The sequence below is a fragment of the Haloactinopolyspora sp. genome (assembly GCF_027324685.1).
Classification (GTDB): domain Bacteria; phylum Actinomycetota; class Actinomycetes; order Jiangellales; family Jiangellaceae; genus Haloactinopolyspora.
In genome coordinates this window covers 1-22,269 of the sequence record NZ_DAHVSH010000140.1, presented here as the reverse complement: position 1 = coordinate 22,269, position 22,269 = coordinate 1, and the positions used below count along the sequence as shown (strand labels likewise).

At 67.8% G+C, this 22,269-nt stretch carries 23 protein-coding genes and 1 pseudogene; 10 read left to right on the top strand and 14 right to left on the bottom strand.

Features of this window, described 5'->3' with window-relative positions; translation table 11 throughout:
• Nucleotides 1–463: 463 nt before the first annotated feature.
• The 6 genes from M6444_RS15570 to M6444_RS15545 all read right to left on the bottom strand — a co-directional run bounded on the left by M6444_RS15570 (nucleotide 464) and on the right by M6444_RS15545 (nucleotide 7,120).
• A complete protein-coding gene (locus M6444_RS15570; protein ID WP_298329266.1) occupies nucleotides 464–1,141 on the bottom strand; it encodes a PIG-L deacetylase family protein in 678 nt (225 codons plus the stop codon).
• Complete coding sequence (locus tag M6444_RS15565; RefSeq protein WP_298329263.1) at nucleotides 1,138–1,995, bottom strand: carbohydrate ABC transporter permease; 858 nt, start codon at nucleotides 1,993–1,995, stop codon at nucleotides 1,138–1,140. Before M6444_RS15565 ends, M6444_RS15570 begins: the two co-directional genes overlap by 4 nt.
• 2 nt (nucleotides 1,996–1,997) lie before the next feature.
• On the bottom strand, nucleotides 1,998–2,966 hold the full coding sequence (locus tag M6444_RS15560) for a sugar ABC transporter permease (RefSeq protein WP_298329261.1): 969 nt from the start codon (nucleotides 2,964–2,966) through the stop codon (nucleotides 1,998–2,000).
• A 61-nt stretch (nucleotides 2,967–3,027) separates the two neighbouring features.
• A complete protein-coding gene (locus tag M6444_RS15555) occupies nucleotides 3,028–4,317 on the bottom strand; it encodes an ABC transporter substrate-binding protein (RefSeq protein ID WP_298329259.1) in 1,290 nt (429 codons plus the stop codon).
• A complete protein-coding gene (locus tag M6444_RS15550) occupies nucleotides 4,314–6,008 on the bottom strand; it encodes a hypothetical protein (RefSeq protein WP_298329256.1) in 1,695 nt (564 codons plus the stop codon). The genes M6444_RS15555 and M6444_RS15550 overlap by 4 nt, the downstream gene beginning before the upstream one ends.
• A 95-nt stretch (nucleotides 6,009–6,103) precedes the next feature.
• Nucleotides 6,104–7,120 carry a LacI family DNA-binding transcriptional regulator gene (locus tag M6444_RS15545; protein ID WP_298329253.1) on the bottom strand — a complete coding sequence of 339 codons (1,017 nt, stop codon included), beginning with the start codon at nucleotides 7,118–7,120 and terminating at the stop codon, nucleotides 6,104–6,106.
• A gap of 121 nt (nucleotides 7,121–7,241) precedes the next feature.
• Between M6444_RS15545 and M6444_RS15540 the strand changes: the two genes are divergently transcribed.
• Nucleotides 7,242–8,372: a mandelate racemase/muconate lactonizing enzyme family protein gene (locus M6444_RS15540; protein ID WP_298329249.1), complete on the top strand. Its 1,131-nt coding sequence runs from the start codon at nucleotides 7,242–7,244 to the stop codon at nucleotides 8,370–8,372.
• Nucleotides 8,373–8,447: 75 nt separating this feature from the next.
• Here M6444_RS15540 and M6444_RS15535 read toward each other — a convergent pair whose 3' ends face one another.
• On the bottom strand, nucleotides 8,448–9,455 hold the full coding sequence (locus M6444_RS15535; RefSeq protein ID WP_298329247.1) for a glycoside hydrolase family 16 protein: 1,008 nt from the start codon (nucleotides 9,453–9,455) through the stop codon (nucleotides 8,448–8,450).
• A 161-nt stretch (nucleotides 9,456–9,616) separates the two neighbouring features.
• Between M6444_RS15535 and M6444_RS15530 the strand changes: the two genes are divergently transcribed.
• Genes M6444_RS15530 through M6444_RS15520 form a run of 3 tightly spaced genes read left to right on the top strand, consistent with a single transcriptional unit; the run spans nucleotide 9,617 to nucleotide 12,878 of the window.
• On the top strand, nucleotides 9,617–10,309 hold the full coding sequence (locus M6444_RS15530; RefSeq protein ID WP_298329245.1) for an NAD(P)-dependent oxidoreductase: 693 nt from the start codon (nucleotides 9,617–9,619) through the stop codon (nucleotides 10,307–10,309).
• Nucleotides 10,306–10,827, top strand: coding sequence for a GNAT family N-acetyltransferase (locus M6444_RS15525; RefSeq protein WP_298329242.1), 522 nt, complete (start codon nucleotides 10,306–10,308; stop codon nucleotides 10,825–10,827). The genes M6444_RS15530 and M6444_RS15525 overlap by 4 nt, the downstream gene beginning before the upstream one ends.
• Entirely contained in the window at nucleotides 10,824–12,878 is a 2,055-nt protein-coding gene (locus M6444_RS15520) for an alpha-N-acetylglucosaminidase (RefSeq protein WP_298329239.1), read from the top strand. The genes M6444_RS15525 and M6444_RS15520 overlap by 4 nt, the downstream gene beginning before the upstream one ends.
• Before the next feature lie 18 nt (nucleotides 12,879–12,896).
• Here M6444_RS15520 and M6444_RS15515 read toward each other — a convergent pair whose 3' ends face one another.
• The 3 genes from M6444_RS15515 to M6444_RS15505 are packed head-to-tail and all read right to left on the bottom strand — an operon-like array spanning nucleotide 12,897 to nucleotide 13,782.
• Complete coding sequence (locus tag M6444_RS15515; protein ID WP_298329236.1) at nucleotides 12,897–13,511, bottom strand: HD domain-containing protein; 615 nt, start codon at nucleotides 13,509–13,511, stop codon at nucleotides 12,897–12,899.
• Nucleotides 13,508–13,654 (bottom strand): hypothetical protein, encoded by a 147-nt coding sequence (locus M6444_RS15510; protein WP_298329234.1) that lies wholly within the window; start codon nucleotides 13,652–13,654, stop codon nucleotides 13,508–13,510. Before M6444_RS15510 ends, M6444_RS15515 begins: the two co-directional genes overlap by 4 nt.
• Entirely contained in the window at nucleotides 13,651–13,782 is a 132-nt protein-coding gene (locus tag M6444_RS15505) for a hypothetical protein (protein WP_298329231.1), read from the bottom strand. The genes M6444_RS15510 and M6444_RS15505 overlap by 4 nt, the downstream gene beginning before the upstream one ends.
• A gap of 198 nt (nucleotides 13,783–13,980) precedes the next feature.
• On the opposite strand from M6444_RS15505, the gene M6444_RS15500 reads away from it, so the two are divergent.
• The 3 genes from M6444_RS15500 to M6444_RS15490 all read left to right on the top strand — a co-directional run bounded on the left by M6444_RS15500 (nucleotide 13,981) and on the right by M6444_RS15490 (nucleotide 16,308).
• Entirely contained in the window at nucleotides 13,981–14,736 is a 756-nt protein-coding gene (locus M6444_RS15500) for a hypothetical protein (protein WP_298329228.1), read from the top strand.
• 120 nt (nucleotides 14,737–14,856) lie between these two features.
• Entirely contained in the window at nucleotides 14,857–15,528 is a 672-nt protein-coding gene (locus M6444_RS15495; protein ID WP_298329225.1) for an alpha/beta hydrolase, read from the top strand.
• Nucleotides 15,529–15,678: 150 nt separating this feature from the next.
• A complete protein-coding gene (locus M6444_RS15490) occupies nucleotides 15,679–16,308 on the top strand; it encodes a trimeric intracellular cation channel family protein (RefSeq protein ID WP_298329223.1) in 630 nt (209 codons plus the stop codon).
• An 11-nt stretch (nucleotides 16,309–16,319) separates the two neighbouring features.
• Here M6444_RS15490 and M6444_RS15485 read toward each other — a convergent pair whose 3' ends face one another.
• Complete coding sequence (locus tag M6444_RS15485; protein WP_298329221.1) at nucleotides 16,320–16,868, bottom strand: hypothetical protein; 549 nt, start codon at nucleotides 16,866–16,868, stop codon at nucleotides 16,320–16,322.
• A 148-nt stretch (nucleotides 16,869–17,016) separates the two neighbouring features.
• Between M6444_RS15485 and M6444_RS15480 the strand changes: the two genes are divergently transcribed.
• The gene (locus M6444_RS15480) at nucleotides 17,017–17,670 is read left to right on the top strand and encodes a dihydrofolate reductase family protein (RefSeq protein ID WP_298329219.1); all 654 of its coding nucleotides are present in this window, start codon (nucleotides 17,017–17,019) and stop codon (nucleotides 17,668–17,670) included.
• 36 nt (nucleotides 17,671–17,706) lie between these two features.
• On the opposite strand, the gene M6444_RS15475 is transcribed toward M6444_RS15480, so the two are convergent.
• Nucleotides 17,707–19,116: an MFS transporter gene (locus tag M6444_RS15475; RefSeq protein WP_298329217.1), complete on the bottom strand. Its 1,410-nt coding sequence runs from the start codon at nucleotides 19,114–19,116 to the stop codon at nucleotides 17,707–17,709.
• A 96-nt stretch (nucleotides 19,117–19,212) separates the two neighbouring features.
• Here M6444_RS15475 and M6444_RS15470 point away from each other — a divergent pair, with 96 nt between their 5' ends.
• Together M6444_RS15470 and M6444_RS15465 are read left to right on the top strand one after the other, a co-directional pair.
• Entirely contained in the window at nucleotides 19,213–20,442 is a 1,230-nt protein-coding gene (locus tag M6444_RS15470) for a GNAT family N-acetyltransferase (RefSeq protein WP_298329215.1), read from the top strand.
• 102 nt (nucleotides 20,443–20,544) lie between these two features.
• Entirely contained in the window at nucleotides 20,545–21,540 is a 996-nt protein-coding gene (locus M6444_RS15465; protein WP_298329213.1) for an LLM class flavin-dependent oxidoreductase, read from the top strand.
• A gap of 18 nt (nucleotides 21,541–21,558) precedes the next feature.
• Here the strand turns inward: M6444_RS15465 and M6444_RS15460 are convergent, their stop codons facing one another.
• Nucleotides 21,559–21,954: a VOC family protein gene (locus M6444_RS15460; RefSeq protein ID WP_298329210.1), complete on the bottom strand. Its 396-nt coding sequence runs from the start codon at nucleotides 21,952–21,954 to the stop codon at nucleotides 21,559–21,561.
• A gap of 82 nt (nucleotides 21,955–22,036) precedes the next feature.
• A pseudogene (locus M6444_RS15455) lies at nucleotides 22,037–22,269 on the bottom strand (hypothetical protein); the annotation flags it as partial.

The following is a 22,269-nucleotide window of genomic DNA, read 5'->3' as shown; positions in this document are numbered from 1 at the left end:
GAGGGTCACTCACGGCCACTGTCGCGCCTCGTGTGCCAGGTCGGGCACGCCGGCCATGTCGCTGGCCACCAGCGATGTCGCTGATTCGCCTTTGCAAGGCGGACATCGACCATCGCGTCATGAGACTCTCGGGAACCGCTGTCGTGCTAACGCTGTTGCTAACACCCACTGTGGACGGCGGCAGACGTCGACAGTCGGCCAGGACACGAAGCCCCAGCTCAAGCAGAAGTTGACGACGGTCATCGACCCGTCTGGACACGGCATATCGGCCTACGGATCAGAAGGTTAGGGGTTCGAATCCCTTCGGGCGCGCACCACAAAGCCCCAGGCCAGCCACCCACCAGCCTGGGGCTTTCGCATGTCGAGCCGAAAGCACCCGCGTCCAGGCAAGATCATGAGGCGTCTACGGCGCTACAGCGCCGCAAACTGCCCATGATCGCCCACCCAGCACGTTCTCACCGCGCTACGACCGGATGATCACCCGGAATGCCTCGGCGAATCGGCCGGCGGGCAGGCCGCCGCGGGCGGCAACGGCGGCGAAACGGTCCCGGTTGAGCTGTTCGCCGGTTTCCGGCTGGCTTCGATGCGCCGCCAGGGCTGCGAGCTTGCGATCGAAGGTGTCGGTGATGTCCACGTAGCGGTCCGGGTCGGGGCTTTCGCTGAACCACACCTCCGAGACCGACCACGGCTCCAGATCAGCCAGGTCAGGATGGACGTACGGATTCATGGCATCCGGATAGACCGCACCCGCCGTGGCCTCGCCGACCGCCGCGTGATCCGGATGATCGGCGTCGCGGAGGCCCCAGGTGCGCGTCGGCGAGCTCGTGACCACCCGGTGCGGACGAACTCGCCGGATGGTGGCGGCGATGTCGCGGCGCAGGTCCAGCGTCACCGTCACCCGGCCGTCCGCGTAGCCATCCAGGAACTCGACCTGCTTCACGCCGACCGCTTCCGCCGCCGCGCGCTGTTCGTCCGCACGGAGCTGCTGGATTCGATCACGCGGTTCACCGGCGCCGGCCTCGCCCCGGGTGACGACGAGGTAGGACACTTCGACGCCGTCGTCGACCCATTGCGCGATGGTTCCCGCGGCGTTGAAGTCGACGTCGTCGGGGTGGGCGAACACGGCTAGGGCACGGGTCATTTCAACGCTCCTGCGGTCAGGCCATCGACGATGCGTCGCTGGAAGATCAGCACGCCGATGACGAGGGGGATCGTGACGGCCACACCGGCGGCCATCTGGGTACCGAACGGCTGGTCGTACTTGTACTGGCCGGTGAACAGCGCCGTGATGACGGGAGCAGTGCGCATGTCCTTCTCGTTGGTCACCGACAGCGCGATGATGAACTCGTTCCACGCGGCGATGAACGTGAGGATCGCGCTGGTGAACACCCCGGGCATCGCGAGCGGCAGGATGATCTTCCGGAACGCCTGCCATTTCGTACAGCCATCGACTTGCGCTGCGCCCTCCAACTCGAGGGGCATCTGCTTGAAGAAGGCGGTCAGGTTGAACACCGTCAGCGGCAGCGCGAAGCTCATGCACGGCACGATCAGCGCCTGGTAGGTGTTGATCCAGTCCAGCGAGACGAACAGCCGCAGCAGGGGAACCAGCAGCGAGATGCCCGGAAACATCGACGTGGCGATGATCACCGCCAGCACGACGTTCTTGAACCGGAACTCCAGCCGGGCGATCGCGTAAGCGGCGGTGATGCCGATGGCCAGCGTGAACACCGTCGTCGTTCCAGCCACGATGAAACTGTTGAGCAGGGCTCGGGCGAAACCGTTCGTCGCCGAGAAGGCGGCCTGGAAGTTCTGGAACGAGATCGGGTTCGGAAAGGGTGTCGTCGCGAACTGGTCTGAGGGCCGGCGCAGGCCGCTGACCACCATCCAGTAGAAGGGCGCCAGGCAGTACAAGACGATCGCGCCGATGCCGACGTAGGACAGAAGGCGGCCGTAGCGCCTGGCCGTGGCCGTGGCCGTGGTCGTGGTCGTCGCCATGGTCATCCCCGGCCCTTGAGCCCGCGCCCGACGAGATCGGCGCCGAGCATCTTGACGAAGACGAACGCGATCACCGCCACGTAGGCGAACAGGACAGTCGAGTAGGCCGCCGCCGGCCCGTACCGCACGTTGGACAACTCGAACTGGGCGAGCATGGACAGCGTCTCGACCGAGTGCTTGTTCGCACCCACGAGCACGAATGGCAGGTCGAACATCTTCAGCGCGTCGAGCATGCGGAACAGCACGGCGACGACCACGGTCGGTTTGATCAGCGGCAGCGTGATCCGCCAGAAGGTGGTGAACGGACCGGCGCCGTCCACCTTCGCCGCCTCGTAGACCTCCTTCGGCACGACCTGGAGTCCCGCCAGCACGATGAGGCCGATGAACGGCGCGGTCTTCCAGATGTCCGCGACGAGCACAGCGGTGAACGGCGCGGAGATGAAGCCGAAGATCGTGGAGTTGTCCGCGGTCCAGATGATCTCCGCGTTCAGCACCGTGTTGGCGATGCCGTCACTTTCGAAGATCCACTTCCACATGAGACCCGAGATCGCCGTCGGGATGGCCCACGGAACGAGCACGCTCACCCGCACCAACGCGCGAGCCCGGAACGCCTTGTTCATCACCAACGCCATGGCCACGCCCAGCGCGGTCTCGACGACGACGCCGATGACGGTGAAAAGCGTGGTGTTCATGAAGGCGTTGCGGAAGGCCTCGCCGGAATCGCCGACGAAGAGCCCGACGTAGTTGCCCAGCCCGAGCGACTCGGTCTTCTCGAGCATCCCGGTCTGCGGGTTGATCTGGTCGGCCACCTCGACGAAAGAGAGCCGGAGCGCGGCGACGATGGGGTAGCCGGCCACCAGCGCGAGTGTGAGCAGCGCCGGCAAGAGCATGTAACCGGCCGTCCAGGAGTCGCCGGTTCGCTTGGTGAGCCGCACCGCGCGCCGTTTCGGCGCGGCCATGGTGATCGTCACGTTCGTCCTTTCCACCTGACGGGGAGGTCAGGTCCGACGACCCGACCTCCCCGTACGGCCACTACTGGTCGACGATCTCGCTGAGGCGGTCCTGCAGGTCGGACAGGGCCTGCTCAGCGGACTTCTCGCCGGTGAGGGCGGCAGTGACCTCTTCCTGGATCGCGGCGGTGCCGTCGCCGTAGTGCACGATGGACGGGCGCGGCTGCGCGTTCTGCAGACCCTCCTTGAGCATCGGCAGGAAGGCGAACTGGTCGATCAGCTCAGGGTCGTCGTACATCGCGCCGTAGGCCGGGGTCTGTGACGACTCGACCAGCAGGTGCTGGGCCACGTCCTGGCTGGTGATCCACGTGATGAAGTCCAACGCGGTCTTCTTGTTCGTGGCGAAACTGCTGATGGCCAGGTTGTTGGCGCCGATGGTCCCGTGGCCGTACCCGGTCGCTCCGGGGATCGGCGCGATGTCGAACTTCCCCGCGACCTGGCTGGACCCGTCGGTCTCGTTGGCCAAGGCGTACACGTAGGACCAGTTGCGGTGGAACAGCAGCTTGCCGGCCTGGAAGGCGCGGCGGCCGGCTTCCTCGTCCCAGGTGATGGCTTCCTTGGGGATGCGCCCGGAGGCGAATCCGTCGACGAGGAAGTCCAGCCCGGCCTTGGCCTCGGGCGTCGTCAGCGTCGGCTGACCGTCGGAGCCGACGACGGAGCCGCCGGCGGAATTGACGGCTTCGGAGAAGTTGACCGTCAGCCCTTCGTACTTGTTGAACTGGCCGCCGTAACAGTCGACGCCCTCGGCTTCGGGGAGCTGCAGTACGGCGTCGCAGGCGGCGACGAGCTCGTCCCACGTCGTCGGCGGCTCCAGGCCGGCCGCGTCGAGCAGGTCCGTCCGGTAATAGAGCAAGCCGGTGCCGCCACCCCAGGGCGCTGCATACATCTTGTCGAAGTACTTGGTGCCCTCGACCAGGGACGGGACGATGTCCGAGGTCGGCAACGCGCCTTCGGGCAGCTCATCCACCCAGCCGTTGGCCGCGAACTCCGCGGTCCAGACGACGTCGAGCGCGATCACGTCGAACGCATCGGACTCGGTCTGGGCGTTCTGGATGAGCTGCTGTCGCTGACCGTCGGCCTGCGCGGGCAACTCGACGAGGGTCACCTCCTCGTCGGGGTGCGCGGCATTCCACTTGTCGAGCAGTTCCTGCAGGACGCCGCTCGAGTCCTTGCCGTTGGCGAAGGTGATCGGCCCTACGCCTTGTGCTTCCGCGGCAGGCGACGCGTCCGGAGCACTCGACTCCGAGTCCGACCCGCATGCGGTCGCCACCAGGGCGATTGCGGCCAGGGCGGCCGCGTGACGGTATTTCACGGGATTACCTCCAGGTAGGCGGGGTCGGCGAGCGTTCGGCCCCGGACGTCATGCACGGACAAGCGGTACGTGCCGGGTTCGTCGACGGCGACGACGGCGTCGAACCGGGCGGGTCGGCCGCGGCCCACACCGAGGGGGACGGTCATGACGTGCTCCCCGGATGACGAGGTGACCTGCAGCCGTACCGGACCCCGAGCCGGTGCGCCGGTGCTCACCTCCACGTTGCGGGTGGCACGCACGGTGGGATGGGAGACCTGGGTAGCCTGCCGGCCGGTGGCGAGCCACTCCGGCGCGGTGTGGATCGTGCGCCCATCACGGGTGTACAGGACGAGCTGCGCGAGTTGGGTGGTGCCCGGCTCCGGCGACGAGAAGGCCAGCGGGAGGCGGGTACCGGAGGCCACCTGGACGCCTTCGAGGTAGAGCTCAGCCCGTTGGAGCTCACCCGGTACCCGGTCCACCCGCGCGACGCCGTCGTCCAGCAGCAGCCGGGGCCTGGGCTCCGGCCGGACGGCACCGGTCAGTTCGGCCAGCTCCTGGTAAGAGCGGGTGGGGATGGCGGGGTACTCCAGCAGCGTCCAGCCGTGCCACGAGTCGTCCGGCTCGTCCTCGGACCACAGGAACCACGCCAGGCCGGACACATAGGGCCGCTGTGCTGCCAACTCGAAGGCCCGGCGCAGGTAGAACGCACGCCGATCGTCGGGCACCTCACCCATCCACGTCGGGACCGCGGAGTAGGCGAACTCGCCCAGGTAGATCTGCTTGTCACCATCGCCCTGGCGCACCATCTCCGAGTACAGGCGGTCGATCCCGAGGAAGTTGTCGTCGAACTCGCCGCCGGCCGCGTTCTCGCGCACCTTGGCCGGGTCGTGGTTGTCCGGGTGCCGGTCGTCGGTGTAGGGATGCGCGCCCATGACGTCGAAGAAGTTGCGGTGACGCTGCGCATCCGGGTAGGTCCGGAGGGCGGCGTAGACCTCACGGACGAAGCCGGGGTCGATCCGGGTCGTGCCACCGAAGACGACGGATGCGTCTGGATCGGCACCTTTGACGGCCAGGTAGCCGGCGCGGAGCAACTTCGCGTAGTCGGCTGGATCCTCGACGGGCTTGTAGAAGTCGCGCCAGTTCTCTTCGTTCCAGATCTCGTAGCTGTCCACCTGGCCGCGGTATCGAGTGGCCAGGGTCGTCACGAAGCTCTCGAAGTGCGCGAGTTCCTCGGCGGTCCTGGTCGGTGGATACCAGATGCGCTCGTCGTAGCTGGGCACCGTGTCGACGAGGTCGGGGTGCACCCAGTCGGGCGTGGAGTTGATGTGGACGGCGGTCGTGATGCCGCGCCGCTCGGCCTCCTCGAAGTAGTGATCCAGGTGCGACCAGTCGCATTCGTCGGGCTGGGAGCACAGCCCGGTCCACGAGGCGACGATCTGCGCCCGGTGCACCTTCGCCTCGGCCATTTTGTCCAGGACGGCATGCAGGTTGTCCGCCGGTGGATAGACGAAGGCGACCGCGAGATCTCGCACCTGCCGGGGCGAAACTCGTTGGTCTCGCGCCGGCACGGCGATGCCGACGCCGGCGCTGTCGGGGCTCGGTCCGGTGCGTACCGCTTTCACCGGTGAAGCGGGCTCGATGGCCTGAGCATGCCAGGCCGGCGCGAGTCCCAGCGCCAGCAGAGCAGCCACCAGTGGAACATGCTTTCGCATCGCGATCTCCTGTTTCTGCAGGTCACTGTGCGTACGCGGTCAGCACGACGGGGCCGCGGGCCATTCGGCCAGCGGATCCGGCTGGGTGAAGTGGTTCAGTCCTGGCTGGGCATCGCTCGTGTCGGCCACGTGATGCTCGTCGGCGCCGGACCCGTGGAGTCGCGGACGACGAGCTGCGTGTCGACCTCGACCGTGCCGATGTCGCTCTTGTCGGCGGATTGCAACATGCCCACGAGCAGGTCGACCGCGAGCGAGCCGATCTCATCGACCGGGATCCGTACCGTGGTCAGCTGCGGGCGGGTGACGACCGCCAGGTACGTGTCGTCGACGCCGACCACGCTGATGTCGTTCGGCACCGACAGACCGCGATGACTCAATTGCATCTGCAGCCCGACTGCGGTCATGTCGTTGTTCGCGATGGCCGCTGTCACGCCGTGGACGGCGACCAGGTCGGCCGCCTGTACGCCACCTTCGATGGATTGGGGGAACGGGCCGAGCTCCACCAGCTCCATGCCGAGTTTCTTGCATGCGGCACGTACCGCCGCGCGACGGTGTTGGTTCGACCACACCGTGCGGGGCGCGTTGATGTAGGCGCACCGGGTGTGCCCGAGCGCATACAGATGCTCGACCGCCTGCCGCATGCCGTCCTCACTGGAGGCGACCACCGCCGGCGCTCCAGGGGCTGCGCGATTGACGAAGACCGTGGGCACGCGGTCGGCGATGCTCGCCAGCGTCTCGCCCGGCAGTCGCGAGGACCAGAAGATCAATCCGTCGACCTGTTTCGCCATCATGGCGACGGCTTCGGTCTCTTCACCGGGCCGCGCGTCGCTGTCGGCGAGGTACACGCCGTAGTTCCGCGAACCGGCCCGCCGCTGGACGGCCTTGATCATCGGCGGGAAGAACGGATTGACGATGTCGGGCACGATCAAGCCGATGGATCCGGTCCGGCTCGACCTGGGTGCCGGAACAGGCGCGTACCCGAGCCGCTCGGCGACTTCCAGCACGCGGCTGCGGGTCGCGGCATTCACCCGATCGGGCGCTCCGAAGACCCGCGAGACCGTCGCCTTGGAGACGCCCGCTTCGGCCGCCACATCGGTGATCGTCACCGCCATCTGGCCTCCCTCTGTTGGCTAGAGACTGCACCAAGCCCGGATTCAAGTCAACACTTTTCTGAAACTGTTGGTAACGTTGCGGAAACTTCACTGAGCCTTACGCGTCAAAGGAGTGCCGCAGGTGCAGATCACCGACGTGTCGCTGCTGGTCATCCCAGACGGGGGACAAAACATGCTCCTGGTGGTGGTCGACACCGACGAGGAACTCTACGGCGTCGGGGAGGTCGGCGTGCGCACGTCGCCCGAGGTGTCGCGGGCGGTGGTGGACAGGATGCGAGACCTCCTGATCGGCTCCGATCCCGGCCGCATCGAGCATCTCTCGCAGGTGATGTCGCGCAGCGATTTCTTCCCGGCCGACCGATCCACGACCTGCGTCATCTCCGCGATCGACATCGCATTGTGGGATCTGCTCGGCAAGGTGCACGACGTACCGGTGCACAAGCTCATCGGCGGCCGGGTGCGCGACCACGTCACGTGCTACGCGCACGTCCATCCCGAAGGGCCGGACACCCAGGCAGTCGTGGACAGCTCGCTACAGCTCGTCGCCGAAGGCTGGCGGTATCTGCGACTCGTCGTCCCCACCTCCGGCTCGATTCTCGAACCTCGCCAGGCCATGCGTACGGCCATCACGCAGTTCCATGCCGTACGGGAGGCCGTGGGGGACGAGATCGAGCTCATCATCGACGCCCACACCCGATTGGACCTGCCCGAGGCAGTGACCCTGTGCCGGGAGCTCGAGCCGGCCCGGCCGTACTTCGTGGAGGACCCGCTTCGCTGCGAGAACCTCGACGCCTACCGGATGCTGCGGCTGCGTACGGGCGTACCGCTGGCGGCCGGCGAGCAACTCAGCTCGAAGTGGGAGTTCCGGGCCCTGATCGAGGGTGACCTCATCGATTACGCCCGCGTGGACCTCGGCATCGTCGGCGGCATCACCGAGGCCCGCAAGATCGCCGGTCTGGCCGAGACGCACCACGTCAAGATCGCCACGCACAACCCGCTCGGGCCGGTCTCGGCGGCTGCGGCCCTACAGTTCAACCTCGCCTGCCCCAACTTCGGCGTGCAGGAGATGCCGCCTGGGTCCGGCGTCGTCAACGGCGCGCTCGTGCCTGGAGACCGGCCTGGCCTCGGGATCGACACGGACTGGAGAGCAGCCGCCGCCGATCCCGTTCCATGGCGAACGCCGCGGGTGAAACGTCTCGATGGGACCTTCACCAACTGGAGCCTTGCACTCCTGCGCCTGGCCGGCCTGTGACCGGCGTCGCGCTGCACGACGTTGTCGGGGCCCGGGCCGAGCCATGAAGCTCCGTCCGGGCCCCGCGCCAAACCGTCAGCGCTGCCAGATGCGGACGTAGTCGATCGCCTTCTGCGCCGACGCCGTCTGCGCCACCGGCTGGTAGCCCGACCTCGCGTACACGTAGAGGTCTTCGATGACGTAGGTGTCCTCCGACGGGGCTCCGGCGACGTCGCACACCAGCTCACCGTCGATGTAGAACTTGGTGCCGCTCGCGGAGATGTCGGCGCCGTAGGTGTGGAAGTCCGCACCCGGGTCGAAGTCCAGATTCACCTGACACCCGCCGCCGGCACCGACGTGCGACGTCAGGTAGAGCGTGCGCGGGTTGTCGCTGTACTGCTCGTAGACGTCGGTCTCTTGCCAGGAGTTCACGCCGTCGGCCTGCCAGGTCCAGAACGCCGGCCAGAAGCCGCGCTGGTCCGAGACCGGGTCACCGTCGGCGTCGACCACGTTGAAGGTCAACTTCGCGCGCGACTCGATGAAGCCGTACCGGAAGGTGAACCCGTCAGAGCCGTTCGAGCTCAGCAGGCACGACGTCCAGTCGTACACCTCACCGGACGGTGAGGTGTACTGCTCGCGCTTGGCGGTCATGGTCACGACGCCGTTGCTTTCCGTGCAGTTGCGATCCAGGTTGTACTCCATCTGCTGATTGCCTTTGTTGCCACGGCCGTTGTCGGCCAGGGCACTGGAGTGCCCCCGCCACTTCGTCCCCCAGTCCACGGCGGTGCCGTTGAACTCGTCCCACCACTGAAGGTCCCAACCGGACCCGGCACCCACGGGCTGCACGCCGGCCGGCGGTTCGTCGCTGCCGCCCTGGTTGCCGCCGGGTGCGACGTCGAACGTCACTGGCGCAGCAGCCACCAGCTTCGCTCCGAACGTGATGGGCTGGTCCGCGGTCGGCGACTGCGCGTCCCGGCCGACGGCCTGCAGGGTCACTGCGTTCGTGACCGTGTACTGGACGTCGTCGGCCGCGGATGCAGGCACCTGACTGAGCAAGGCGACGAACAATGCGGGCACGCTCGCCACCCGCGTGATCCGGCGCATGGACTACCTCCTTGGTGAGGCGGTTGGGGTGCCCTAACGATGGAGCCGCCGGTCATCCGGGTCAACTGGTTTCTGCAATCTTCTGGAAACTTGACTGAAACTGTTGCCGACCTGATGGTCACTGTGGCAGGGTCAGGATGTCGGGTTCGGGAGGAGTAGGCGTGAAGGTCCTCATCACCGGAGGATCCGGTCAAGTGGCCGGTCAACTCCTCCCGGGACTCGTCGGGCGCTACGACGTCCGCGGGTGTGATCTGGTGGATGGTGACCTGTCCGATGCCCACACCGCGGCCAAGCTCGTCGACGGCGCCGACGCTGTTGTCCATCTGGCCGCCGTGCCTGAGCCCGACGCGTCGTGGGCGGACCTCATCGGTCCCAACATCCGAGCCGTGACGAACGTTCTCGCCGCTGCAGGCCGGGCGAAGGTGGTCCTCGCCAGTTCGATCCACGTGATGGGGCTGCACCGGGGCCGCCCGGTCGAGCCGCACTGGCCGCCCGCACCGTGCTGTGCCTACGGCGCCACGAAGGCTTTCGCCGAGGCCGCCGCCCGTGCTCACAGCCATCGCCACGGCAACTCGGTCATCTGTCTGCGGCTGGGCGCGACGACCCCCACACCGCAGGCGGGCCAGTCCGCCGGAGCGTGGCTGGCCCCGGCGGACCTGCAGCAACTCGTGGTCTGTGCGCTGGAGACGCCGGTGCGGTTCGGGATCTACCACGGCGTGTCCGCCAACTCCGCTCGCGAGTGGTCGACAACCAACGACATCGGCTATCGACCGGTCTGCGATGCCGCGACCCACCCCGACCCGTCGTCCTCCGCCGGCGTATGGGAACCGTGCCAACCGGAAAGGGAGCTGTGATCACCACCTTCGTCGCCGAGACCGACCTCACCGAGGAGCAGGATGCTCAGCTGCGTCAGCTTCTCGCGATCGGCTTCCCGGAGCGCGCGAGCCACTTCGAACGTCAGTCGTGGTGGCTGGCCCGCCCGCAGTGGCGGCTGTGGCTCAGTGACGACGACGGCCGGCCGCTCGCTCACCTCGGCATCGAGCGGCGCCGCATCGGCGTCGGCGACCACGACGTGTACGTGGCCGGCGTCGGGCACGTCTGCACCCATCCGGATCAGCGCGGGCGAGGCCTCGGACGGGAATTGATGCACCACCTACGCGCGGTCATGCCCGCACCGGTGGGCTTCCTCACCTGCGGCCGGCACGTCGTCGGCTTCTACGAAGCCGCCGGCTGGCGTGAGGTTCCCGGTCCGGTGGAGATGACGAACGTCTATACCGGCGAGCGCATGGTCTCGACGTCTCACCCGCCCATGGTCCTCGGGGACGGATTTCCCGCGGGCAGCCCCATCGACTTACGGGGGCTGCCGTGGTGAGCGATGCCGCGGCCGCAGCGGTGCACCGGCTGCTGCCCGAGCATCACGACCAGCTGAGCCTGATCGAAGCGCCGGGCGACGGTGACTCGTTCCGGATCGAGGGGACGACGATCACGGGCACCTCGCCCAGCGTGCTGCTGACCGGGGTCCACTGGTATCTCACCAGAGTGGTCGGCGTCAGCGTCGGTTGGCCGGGCGACAGCCTGAACCGCCTGCCACGCCACCTCCCGGCGTCCCCGCTCATCGTTCGCGAAGCCGTCGTACGACACCGCTTCGCCCTCAACGACACCGACGACGGATACTCCGGGCCGTACCGTGACTGGCGCACGTGGGAGCGCCACCTCGACCTGCTTGCCCTGCACGGCATCAACGAGGTGCTGGTGACGGTCGGTACCGAGGAGGTGTACCGGCGCGCGTTCGTCGAGCTCGGCTGTGCCGACGAGGACCTCCGCGCGTGGATGCCGTCGCCCGGTCATCAGCCGTGGTGGCTGTTGCAGAACATGTCCGGCTACACCGGGCCGGTCTCGCCCGAACTGCTGGAGAGCCGGGTCGAGCTGGCGCAGCGCATCGTGTCGCGGCTCCGGTCGCTGGGGATGACACCGGTGCTGCCGGGCTACTTCGGCACGGTGCCACCCGGTTTCGCATCCGAGGCCAGGGTGATAACGCAGGGTTCTTGGGTCGGGTTCCAACGTCCCGACTGGCTCGATCCCCGCGATCCCATGTTCGAGCGGGCGGCCGAGGCGTTCTACCGGCACCAGATCGAGCTGTTCGGCGAGACGTCCATGGTCAAGATGGATCTTCTGCACGAGGGCGGCACCAGTGGCGACGTACCGCTGGGTGATGCCGTCCGGCGCGTGCAGGCGGCCCTGCGCAAGGCTCGTCCAGGCGCGACGTGGGTGGTCTTGGGCTGGCTGGACAATCCGGTACGCGAGCTGCTGGAGGCAGCCGACGGCCTGCTCATCGTCGACGGTGTTGCTGATCGGCACCCCGGCTTGGACCGCGACGCGCAGTGGAACGGCGTCCACTACTGTTTCGGCACGATCCCCAACTTCGGCGGCCACACGACCATGGGAGCCAACACCGGCGTCTGGGTCTCGCGGTTCCCCCGATGGCGCGATGGCCGATCGCTGGACGGCATCGCCTACATGCCCGAAGGCACCGGCACCAACCCTGCCGCTTTCACGCTCTTCACCGAGCTTGCGTGGCATGACGACCGCATGGATCACGCCGAGTGGTTCGCCGCCTATGCCCACCGTCGGTACGGCGGAGCCGATCCGCACGCGGCCAGAGCCTGGGAGATCTTGCGTCGAACCGCCTACGACCTGCCGGCGGACGGTTGGAGCGAACCACAGGACAGCCCGTTCCTCGCCCGGCCCACGCTCGATGCGGCCAACGTCGCGACCTGGTCGCCGCCGGCACCCCGCTACGACCTCACGGCTTTCGCCGCGGCGCTGGGTGAACTCCTCCAGGTCGACGCCGATCTTCGTGGCACCTCGGCCTACCGATTCGACCTGGTGGACGTGGCGCGCCAGTCCCTGACGAACCGCTCATGGATGCTTCTGCCGGCGATCCGCGCCGCGGTCGAGAACGGCGATCTAGCCCGTTTCCGGAGCCTCGCGGCCACCTGGCTTGACGACATGCAACTGCTCGACCGCCTAGTGGCGACATCGCCGCATTTTCTGCTCGGCCGTTGGCTCGCCGACGCCTGGGCCGCAGCGGCGGACGAGGAGGAAGCGGCCCGGTTGGAGCACGATGCTCGCTCGATCTTGACGACGTGGGGCCCGCGCGCGGCAAGCGAGGAGTTGCACGACTACGCCAACAGAGAACTGGCCGGCCTGGTCCAGGACTTCTACGCGATGCGCTGGCGACGCTACTTCGCTACGGTGGAGCGCTCGCTGATCAGTGGTCAGCCGCCGGAGGTCATCGATTGGTTCGCCGTCGAGGACGCCTGGGCACGTGGCCGTGAGCGATACCCGGACCATCCGGTCGGTGATTCCTACACCGTGGCGGCCGAGGTTCATGCGCGCCTGGGCGAGGGCCTCGAGGCATGACCGTCGTCGGCTGAGGAATCAGGCACCGTCGACAGTGTCCGCGCCGAGGTGCTGGTACGTGCGCTCCCATGCGGCGAACAGAGCCTCGAGACGGGCGTCCACCAGGGCCAGCGGGACGAGATAGCGGCGAGTCTCTGCGTAGTAGGCGCGCTGCTTGGCCGGCCGGGGGTGGGTGTGCAGGCGCTGGACGTTGCTGTAGCGGTCAGCGAGCTTCAGCCGAAGCGCGTCGGGCGGTAGGTCGCGCAGGCCGCTGAGGTAGTGGTGTCGCGCGTCGGCGCGGCCTTCTCCTTGGGCCGGTGGAGCCTTGGTGACGTGACCGACGAGTTCGGCGACGCGGGCGCCGAAGCGGTCAGCGATCTCGGCCTGAGTGGTGGGGGTGTCTTCGACGACGTCGTGCAGCAGGGCCGCGGCGAGCAAGTCCGGGTCGGTGACGTCGAGTTCGGTGGCGAGGATCTCGGCGGTCTCGAGCAGGTGCCGGACGTAGGGCTCGCCGGCCGGGCGAGTCTGCCCGGCATGCCGCTCGGCAGCGAATGTGTAGGCAGCCGTGAGTCGGTCGAGTTCGTGGTCGGTGAGTCGGTTACGAAGCGCCGCTTCGGCGTCGTCCCACGTCGCCCAGTCTCCGAAGATCTTCATTCGTCATCCGCGGACAGGATCTGCTCGTACTCAGTCCAGCTGGGCAGAGACGGGAGGGGTTCGTCGTGCCGGACCCGCACGTGTTCGAGTTCGTGCGGAATGCCGCGGCGGCGCAGCGTCTCGGCAGCATGCGTGTCGGTCACGGTGTCTCGCTTCTGGTCTCGTCCTGGTCGAGGGCAGCTGCCTCGGCCTGCATGGTCCGCACGCGGTCGCGGTCCGCCTGGCTGACGTCGATGTAGGGCTTGTAGACAAGCCTCAGATACTTCGTCAACACCGCCTGCCTCGCAGCACTGGATGTCGGGGCTTGCTGACAGGATCTACCGAATGACGACATCTCCTGAGTCGGGTGATCTGCTCGTGTCGGCGCTTGCCCGCCGGTTGGAGATCCTAATCAGCTACGCCCGCGTGTTGACGACCTATAAGCACTCCGCGGCAAGGTCAACCTCCGAGTGTTGGTGACGGCACCGTCGTGACCTGGTCCGCCTACGTCGATGAGTCGATTGACGATGCCTTCGGCACCTACGTCCTGGCCGCTGCCACGCTCGACGAGGACGGGAGCGAGGACGTCCGCGACGCAATCAGTGCACTCGCGCGCCGCGGGCGACGGTTCCATTGGAAAGACGAGGAGCACAGCGACCGGATCAGAGCCGTCCAGCTCGTCTCCACTTGCGCCACCCTGCATGTCGTCGTGATCGGGGCGCCGATGGTGAAACAGGAACGCGCCCAGCGGCAGTGCCTTCGCTCCCTGCTGTTCCATTTGGAAGCCGCCGGCGTCGAACAAGTCTGGCTGGAGTCACGGGGCAATCCGGCGGACGCCAGGGACATCGGTGCGGTGCGAGCGTTCCGTGCCCAGCACGCGATTGGTCACGCAATCCGTGTCGATCACGCCTTCCCGTCGACGCAGCCACTCCTCTGGGTCGCCGACATCGTCGCAGGGGCGGTCCGTGCGGCCGAACGCGGCCATACCACCTACCGTCTGCACCTCGACAGCGTTCACCGAGCACCGCATCAAACTGGACTGACCGCCAAGGCCGTAGACAGCGCGAAGCCGAGGTACCGGCGGGGCGTCAACCCCTCGCCTTTCCCAGGCTCTCCGCGAATCGCCATCGGCATCGGGACAATCGCGATGGCCATGGTGTCGCCTGGACGTCGATGGCAGAGATACCCCCACATCCCGTCGCCGGCAGTATCGGTTTCGGGTTGGGCTGGCTCACCGTCGGAATGATCCACGCCGGCAATCGGACTGGCGACGCATGGCGAAAACGCGCGCGGACTGCGCCACGGTGACGAGGCGTCGGTCGGCCCCGGCATTGCTGAGAGCGTTCGGCCCAGGAAAGCTGTTCGCATGGCCACGTTCGTTCTTGTTCACGGCGGCGGAGGAAGCGCCTGGGATTGGCATCGCCTGATACCGGAGCTGGCCGCGTCAGGCCACGACGTCGTCGCGCCGGATTTGCCCATCGAGGACGCGTCTGCGGGGTTCACCGAGTTCCGCGACGCCATCGTGCAGGCGATCGGCAGCCGCCGCGACGACCTGGTGGTGGTCGGTCACTCGTACGGCGGATTCACCGCGCCGCTGATCGTCGAGATGCTGCCCGTGCGGCTGCTGGTGTTGCTGTGCGCGATGATTCCCGCCCTGGGAGAGAAGCCGGCCGACTGGTGGACCAACGTGGAGCATCCCGACATGCCGGAGCTCAGCGTTGAGGAGCAGTTCTTCAATGGCGTGCCGGCCGATGTCGTCGCGCAGGCCTCGGCACACGAGCGCGAACAGGTCAGCGGCGAATGGAACGAGCCCTGGCCGCTCGCTGCCTGGCCCGACGTCGCGACCAAGGTCCTCATCGGCAGAGACGACCGGTTCTTCCCGGCGGACTTCCAGCGCCGCGTGGCGAAGGAGCGGCTCGGCGTCACGCCGGACGAGATCGACGGCGGTCACGCGGTCGCGCTCAGTCATCCGAAGGAGCTCGCGACCCGCCTCACGTCTTATCTGCGCGACTCGATGCCGCACCGCCCCAGATCATGAGTCGTTCACGGCGCTAGAGCGCCGCGGAGGGCTCATGATCTCCAGCCCTAGGTCTTGATCCCCAGCTCCAGGTCTTGACCCCCAGCCCTAGGTCCTGCGAGCAGGACCCGGGGTGAGCCCGCGACGAGGTCGTGCGGTACACCAATACGCATGCCGTCGGACAATCCGGTGTTGCTCATCTTGGATCTGGTCGGCACTCTCGCCTTCGCACTCAACGGGGCGCTCACCGCCATCCGGGTCACACGCCTCGACATCGTCGGCGTCGTCACACTCGGCATGATCACCGGGCTGGGCGGCGGAATGATCCGCGACGTCCTGATCGACGATCTGCCGCCAGCCACGTTCAACGACTGGCGATACCTCGTCGTGGCAGCAGGTGGAGGATTGCTCGCGTATGCGTTGAGCCGGTGGCTGGACCGGTTGATCACACCGATCCTCATCTTCGACGCCGCCGGCCTGAGCCTGTTCGCGGTCACCGGGGCCAGCAAGGGCCTCGACTTCGGGCTGGGCGTCGGTCAGGCGATCATCCTCGGCACGATCACCGCCGTCGGGGGCGGCACCGTGCGTGACGTCATGGTCCGGCAGGTGCCGACCGTGCTGCACAGCGGGCTGTATGCGATCCCTGCGCTGGTCGCTGCGACGATCGTGGCCGGAGCGTACGGCTTCGGGTTCGAGGGTGTGTCGATCGCAGTCGGAGCGGCCGTGGTGTGTTTCGCCATCCGACTCGTGGGGTTGCGGTTGAACCTGAACGCCCCGGGCCCGCCAGGTCAGCACCGGTGACGCAGGCGGCCTCAGTCGGATTCGTCGTACAACGGCGCCGGTTCGCCGTAATAGACCCGCCGGACCGCGCCGGGCAGGGACTCGGCCAGTGCCTGGGACGCAGCGCCTGAGCAGCCCACCGAGAATTCGATCTCCTCGTCGACCTCGCAGGCCAGACACCATGCCTGATCTCGTGGCCACACGAGGTGCGGTTCCGCGCCCTGCCCGGGGTAGCCGTACCAGGCCAACGACGGCGTGTCGCTGAGGATCTCGACCGGGCCGGTGAACAGCAGCATGGTGCGATGCGGGATCGGCACGACCGGTGCCGTCGGATTGGGCTGCCCGCCCCAGCCCTCCCAGATCGCCGCGTAGCCGTGGTCCGGTGTCGAGGTGTGCTCGCTGAGCATCCGCAGCGCCTGGCGGACGCGCGAGTGCTCTTGGTTCCCGTCAGGGTCGAAGGCGATGCGCACGTAGGCGTCGAAGCCGGGCGGGCCGTAGCGAACAAGGTCCCACCAGTCGACGTCGGCGCACAGCAGCCACCCGGCCGCGGCGGCATCGTCAGCTGGCTTGATCTGCATCATCGTCGCCAGTTTGCTATACGATCGCGCTCCGAACCGGTACGAGCGCGGATAGTTTGGACGAAACAGCAGGGCAGTCCCACCGACCAGTCGATGTGTGATCCGGCGTTGTCGACGAAGGGATTCGACCATGTCTCTCGCTGTCGTGTAGATGTTCTCCATCTCGCTGGACGGTTTCGGCACCGGTGACGTGCAGACCCGCGATGCGCCGTTCGGCCATGCCGGTGAGCGGCTGCACGAGTGGATGTTCGCCACCCGGTGGGGTCGTAGTCGCTTCGGTGCGGACGACGGAACGACCGGCGGACCGGCCGGCGGGACCGGTGGCATCGACGACGCCTTCGCGCGGACGTTCGCAACCGGGATCGGCGCCGAGATCATGGGCGCGGGGAAGTTCGGCCCGCCGGGATGGCACGAGGACCCGGATTGGACGGGTTGGTGGGGCCCCAACCCGCCCTTCCACACGCCGGTGTACGTCCTCACCCATCACCCTCGCCCGTCGGTGGAGATGGAGGGTGGCACGACCTTCCACTTCATCGACGCGACCCCGGCCGAAGCGCTCGCGATCGCGCGCGAAGGCGCCGACGGCAACGACGTGCGGATCGGCGGAGGTGTCACCACCCTGCGCGAATTCCTGGCCGCGGGGCTGATCGACCATATGCACGTCGTGGTCGTCCCGATCCTGCTCGGCCGAGGGGTACGCCTGTGGGACGGGCTCGAAGGACTCGAGAGCGACTATGACGTCGAGGCGGTCTCGTCACCCAGCGGCGTCACGCACCTCACGTTCACGCGCACGACCAGCACCTGACCGGCATCGTCCGGAGATCATGAGGCGCCCACAGCGTCATCGGGCCGCCACTGACTCATGATCACCCTCCTCAGCCTGTGCCTGCACTCGTCCAGCACCCAACACGCCCACGAACGCGACGACCGTGCAGGCGGTGAGGATGCCACCGAAGACCAGCCGACCCGGATCGGGCGCGGCCAGAGCGATAGCTGTGCCGGAGACAGCCATGGTCGTGGCGATGCTCAGTGAACCGGCCAACTGGGCCGCACTGCTGTTGCGCCCCTGGTTCGTCTCGTCGGAGTGCTCCAACACCAGCACCGACAGGGTCGGCGAGCTCAGCCCCATCCCGACGCCGGCGACCGCCCACCCGGCCAGGCCCACCGGCACCGGCCAACTCGTCCACGCCAGCGCGGAGGTCAACACGAGGCCGGCCATGATGAACGTCAGGCCGCAGCGCAGTACGGCCACGCGGGTGAATCGGTGCTCCCGACCTTGGAGCCAGGAACCGAACGCCCATGTCACGCCCGTGATCGACAGACTGACTCCGGCCCGGGACGGTCCGTAGCCGTGCACCAGGGTCAACAGCAGCGGCAACCACGACCCGGCCCCGGCGAACGCCGCTCCGGTGACGCCGCGCATCACCACTACACTCGGCAATCCGCGCCGCCAGCGGAATGTTCCGGCGGGCAGCAGACGTCTGGCGCTGACGGCCGCAGCCGCAGCGCAGACCATGATGACCAACACCGCCGGCACCGGGTCGGCCTCGATGTGCTCACCGACCAGCGTCAGCCCGAACACGGCGGCCGCGGCCGTCACCGCCCAAGGCACGACCGAGCGCACCCGCCCCGGCCGATCCGGCCCGGTCGCGCCGTCCGGACGAACGAGCCGGAGCGCAGGCTGGATCAGCAGCCACGTCGGGACCAACAACACCAGAGCACCCAGGAACACCCACCGCCAGCCCGCGAATTCGGTGACGAGGCCCGTGACCAGCGGCCCGAGCACTGACGGCAGGACCCAGGCCGCGGCGAACAACGAGAACATCCGCGGGCGCAACACCTCGGGCAATGTTCGGGCGATCAGCACCATCAACCCGACGTCCACCAGCCCCTCGGCGAGGCCACTGAGCAGCCGGCCGGCGACGATCATGGGCATGCCGGTCGCGGTCCCGACCAGCAGCTGGCCGAGCCCGAACCCCACGACGCCGGCCCGCAGCGGTGGCACGGGCCCGGCTCGATCCGCCCACAGCCCGGTGATCGCCAACGACACCACGAACGCCGCGATGGGCGCCGCGTTCGCCACCCCGAATGCGCCGACGGCGTCGAACTCCTGCACCAGGGTCGGCAGCGCTGTGCCCACCGCGCGGTTCTCGAAGGCCGTCAACGTGACGAGCGCCACGGCGCCGAAAGCCAGCGGCAGGTTGGCGCGGCTGAACAATTTCGGCGACGGCGCCGCAACGCTGGTGGTCATGGGGCAGATGGTTCATCATCAACCGCACTCGAGGTCAACTCGGCTGCGGGAAAATGCCTGGCTCTACACAGCCCGGAACGGGTATACACGACACCGATGAGCAGGTCACTCGAGCCACGTATCGCTACCGACGCCGATTTCGAGCCCATCGGCACCCTGATCGCCAGAGCCTTCCTCTCCGACACCGAGACCGTCGATTTCGAACGCCACCGTCCGCTTTTCGAACCGGAGCGCGCTCACGTCATCGACGACGCGGGCGTCCCGGTCGCGACGGGTGCCGTACGCACCCGCGATCTCACCGTTCCCGGTGCTGTCGTCCCGGCCGCCCATGTCACCGGCGTGGCCGTGGCGTCGACCCATCGTCGCCGCGGTCTGCTGTCGTCGATCATGACCACACAGCTGAACGCCGTGCGTGAGCAGGGCAGCGAACCGATCGCCGTGCTGTGGGCCAGCGAGGGAGCCATCTACGGCCGGTACGGCTACGGGTTGGCGTCCTGGGCGGTGGGCTACGACGTCGACGTTCGTGAGACCGCTGTTCCGGGTGGCTTGCCGGCCTCCGCCCGGTTGCGGCAGGCGGTACCGAAGGAGGCTGTCGCGGAACTGGCTGGCGTGCTCGACCGCATCCGGCCGGACGCGCCGGGGTTGTCCAGCCGCTCCACCAAGAAATGGGAGTTCATGACCGCCGATGCACCGAGCGGGCGCCACGGCATGTCGGCCGAGAACGCGGTGCTGTACGAGCACGACGGCCGGGTCGACGGGTATGCGCGGTACCGCACCCAGGGCGGGTGGGGGTCGAACGGGCCGACCGGGACGGTCCAGGTCACCGAGGTCGTCAGCGCGACGCCGGAGGCGCACGCGGCCCTGTGGCGCTATCTGCTGTCCATCGATCTCGCCCGCAAGGTGACGTACCGGTTCGGTGCGGTCGACGATCCACTGCCGCACATGGTCACCAACCCCGACGGTCTGGGGGCGTCGCTTTCGCCGGCGTTGTGGGTGCGCATCGTCGACGTGCCCGGGGCGCTGGCCGCCCGCCGTTACGCGGTTCCGGTGGACGTGGTGATCGAGGTGTCCGACGAGCGGCTGGCCGGGAATGCCGGCCGGTGGCGGCTCGTCGGCGACACCGAATCCGCGAGCTGCCAGGCCAGTGACGCCGAGCCGGATCTCAGCCTCGACGTGGCCGAGCTGGGGTCGGTGTACCTGGGTGGTGTGTCGCTGACGACATTGGCCGCCACCGGGCTGGTCACCGAGCACACGACGGGCGCCGTGCCGACCGTGTCGGCCGCCTTCGGCTGGCGGCGTGCGCCGTCGGCGCTGGAGATCTTCTGAAGCTCAGCGCACCGGGAATAGGCCGTACGGCGACGCGGTTGGCGCGAGCAGGGCGGGCCACGAACCGAAGGCCCGCTCGCGTCGTGACGAAAGGCGGCACCCGTGACGGTTCCTCTGTCGATTCTGGATCTCGCACAGATCGAGGAGGGGATGACGCCGAGGACGGCCTTCGACGCCAGCGTGACGGTCGCACAGCACGCTGAGCGATGGGGCTACCGGCGCATCTGGTACGCCGAGCATCACAACATGCCGACCATCGCCTCGTCGGCGACCAGCGTGCTGATCGCCCACGTCGCGGCCCACACGTCGTCCATCCGACTCGGCGCCGGCGGGATCATGCTGCCCAACCATGCGCCGCTGATCATCGCTGAACAGTTCGGCACGCTGGAGACTCTGCATCCGGGCCGGATCGACCTCGGGCTGGGCCGAGCTCCCGGCACCGACCAGACGACGGTACGGGCGCTGCGCCGCGACCCGTCGGCGGCCGACACGTTCCCGCAGGACGTTCTGGAGCTCCAGGGCTACCTGACCGAAACTCGCATCCCGGGCGTCCAGGCCATTCCCGGTCAGGGAACGAACGTCCCGCTGTACATCCTCGGCTCGTCGCTGTTCGGCGCGAAGCTCGCCGCCGCCCTGGGGCTGCCGTACTCGTTCGCTTCCCACTTCGCCCCGAACGCCCTGCAAGACGCCGTGGCCGCGTATCGGCGTGAGTTCACCGCCTCCGCCCAGGCCCCTGAGCCGTACGTCATCGCTGGCGTGAACGTCATCGTCGCCGACACCGAGGAGCAAGCCCAGGCCCAGTTCCAGGCCGCCAAGCGCCGACGTGTCCAGCAACTGCTGGGTCGCGGGCGGTCGTTCACCCCGGAAGAGGCGGACGCGGTCTTGGAGTCACCGGCCGGCGGCCAGGTGCTGCAGATGGTGCGCTACTCCGCGGTCGGTACACCTGAGCAGGTGCGCGACTACCTCGACTGGTTCGTCGGTCACGCCGACGCCGACGAGCTCATCGTCGTCGCCCAAAGCCCCACTCTCGACGAGCGGCTGCGCTCGCTGGAATTGCTCGCCGAGGTGGGTGCGGACATGGCCGCCCGACTGTCCTGAACCGGGCGCGCCTCGCCGTCAGGACTGTTGCCGCTCGGCGTCGCTCTTCAGAATGCAGAACTCGTTGCCCTCCGGGTCAGCGAGGGTCACCCAGCCGCTGCCGGGGCCGTAGATGCCGCGATGGTCGGCCACCTGTGTGGCGCCGATGCTCAGCAACCGCTCGACCTCCTCGGCCTGGGTACGGTCGGTCGGCCGCAGGTCGAAGTGGATGCGGTTCTTCGCCTGTTTCGGCTCCGGCACCTCGATGAACAGCCGGTAGTCGGAGCCGTCGGACGTCTGGATCATGCATTCGTCGTGGCCAGGTTCGTTCGGATCTCCTGGGACATCGATGTAACCCAGGACCTGCTTCCACCACTCGGACAGTTCGTAAGCGTTGGCGCAGTCCATGCTCGTGTGCGAGATGCGAGAGGTCATCCGGACATGATCGGTCAACGGTGGATGCGCGGCGAAATCATTTTTCGACGGCATGATCGACGTACGACGGAGCGCCGGGTGGTCAGGACGGTTCGCTCGCGACGTCGGCAGCGTTGGTGCTGGGTGCACGGACGATGCGGACGCCGGCCGCATCCAGCGCCGCCAGCGTGTCGTCCGGTGCCCGTTCGTCGGTGACAACGTCGGAGATTCCCTCGGCGCCCCTGAACCGGATCGGCGCGCGCGCCTCGAACTTGGAGCCGTCGGCGGCGACCACGACGGTCCGCGCTACCGATGCCAAGGCGCGTTTGGTGTCGG

Coding starts and splice junctions, on each gene's coding strand:
- M6444_RS15535 (WP_298329247.1), bottom strand. CDS start 9,455: ATGCGCCGGATCACGCGGGTGGCGAGCGTGCCCGCATTGTTCGTCGCC.
- M6444_RS15515 (WP_298329236.1), bottom strand. CDS start 13,511: ATGAAGATCTTCGGAGACTGGGCGACGTGGGACGACGCCGAAGCGGCG.
- M6444_RS15545 (WP_298329253.1), bottom strand. CDS start 7,120: ATGGCGGTGACGATCACCGATGTGGCGGCCGAAGCGGGCGTCTCCAAG.
- M6444_RS15490 (WP_298329223.1), top strand. CDS start 15,679: ATGCCGTCGGACAATCCGGTGTTGCTCATCTTGGATCTGGTCGGCACT.
- M6444_RS15550 (WP_298329256.1), bottom strand. CDS start 6,008: ATGCGAAAGCATGTTCCACTGGTGGCTGCTCTGCTGGCGCTGGGACTC.
- M6444_RS15480 (WP_298329219.1), top strand. CDS start 17,017: ATGTTCTCCATCTCGCTGGACGGTTTCGGCACCGGTGACGTGCAGACC.
- M6444_RS15565 (WP_298329263.1), bottom strand. CDS start 1,995: ATGGCGACGACCACGACCACGGCCACGGCCACGGCCAGGCGCTACGGC.
- M6444_RS15470 (WP_298329215.1), top strand. CDS start 19,213: ATGAGCAGGTCACTCGAGCCACGTATCGCTACCGACGCCGATTTCGAG.
- M6444_RS15475 (WP_298329217.1), bottom strand. CDS start 19,116: ATGACCACCAGCGTTGCGGCGCCGTCGCCGAAATTGTTCAGCCGCGCC.
- M6444_RS15570 (WP_298329266.1), bottom strand. CDS start 1,141: ATGACCCGTGCCCTAGCCGTGTTCGCCCACCCCGACGACGTCGACTTC.
- M6444_RS15485 (WP_298329221.1), bottom strand. CDS start 16,868: ATGATGCAGATCAAGCCAGCTGACGATGCCGCCGCGGCCGGGTGGCTG.
- M6444_RS15495 (WP_298329225.1), top strand. CDS start 14,857: ATGGCCACGTTCGTTCTTGTTCACGGCGGCGGAGGAAGCGCCTGGGAT.
- M6444_RS15460 (WP_298329210.1), bottom strand. CDS start 21,954: ATGACCTCTCGCATCTCGCACACGAGCATGGACTGCGCCAACGCTTAC.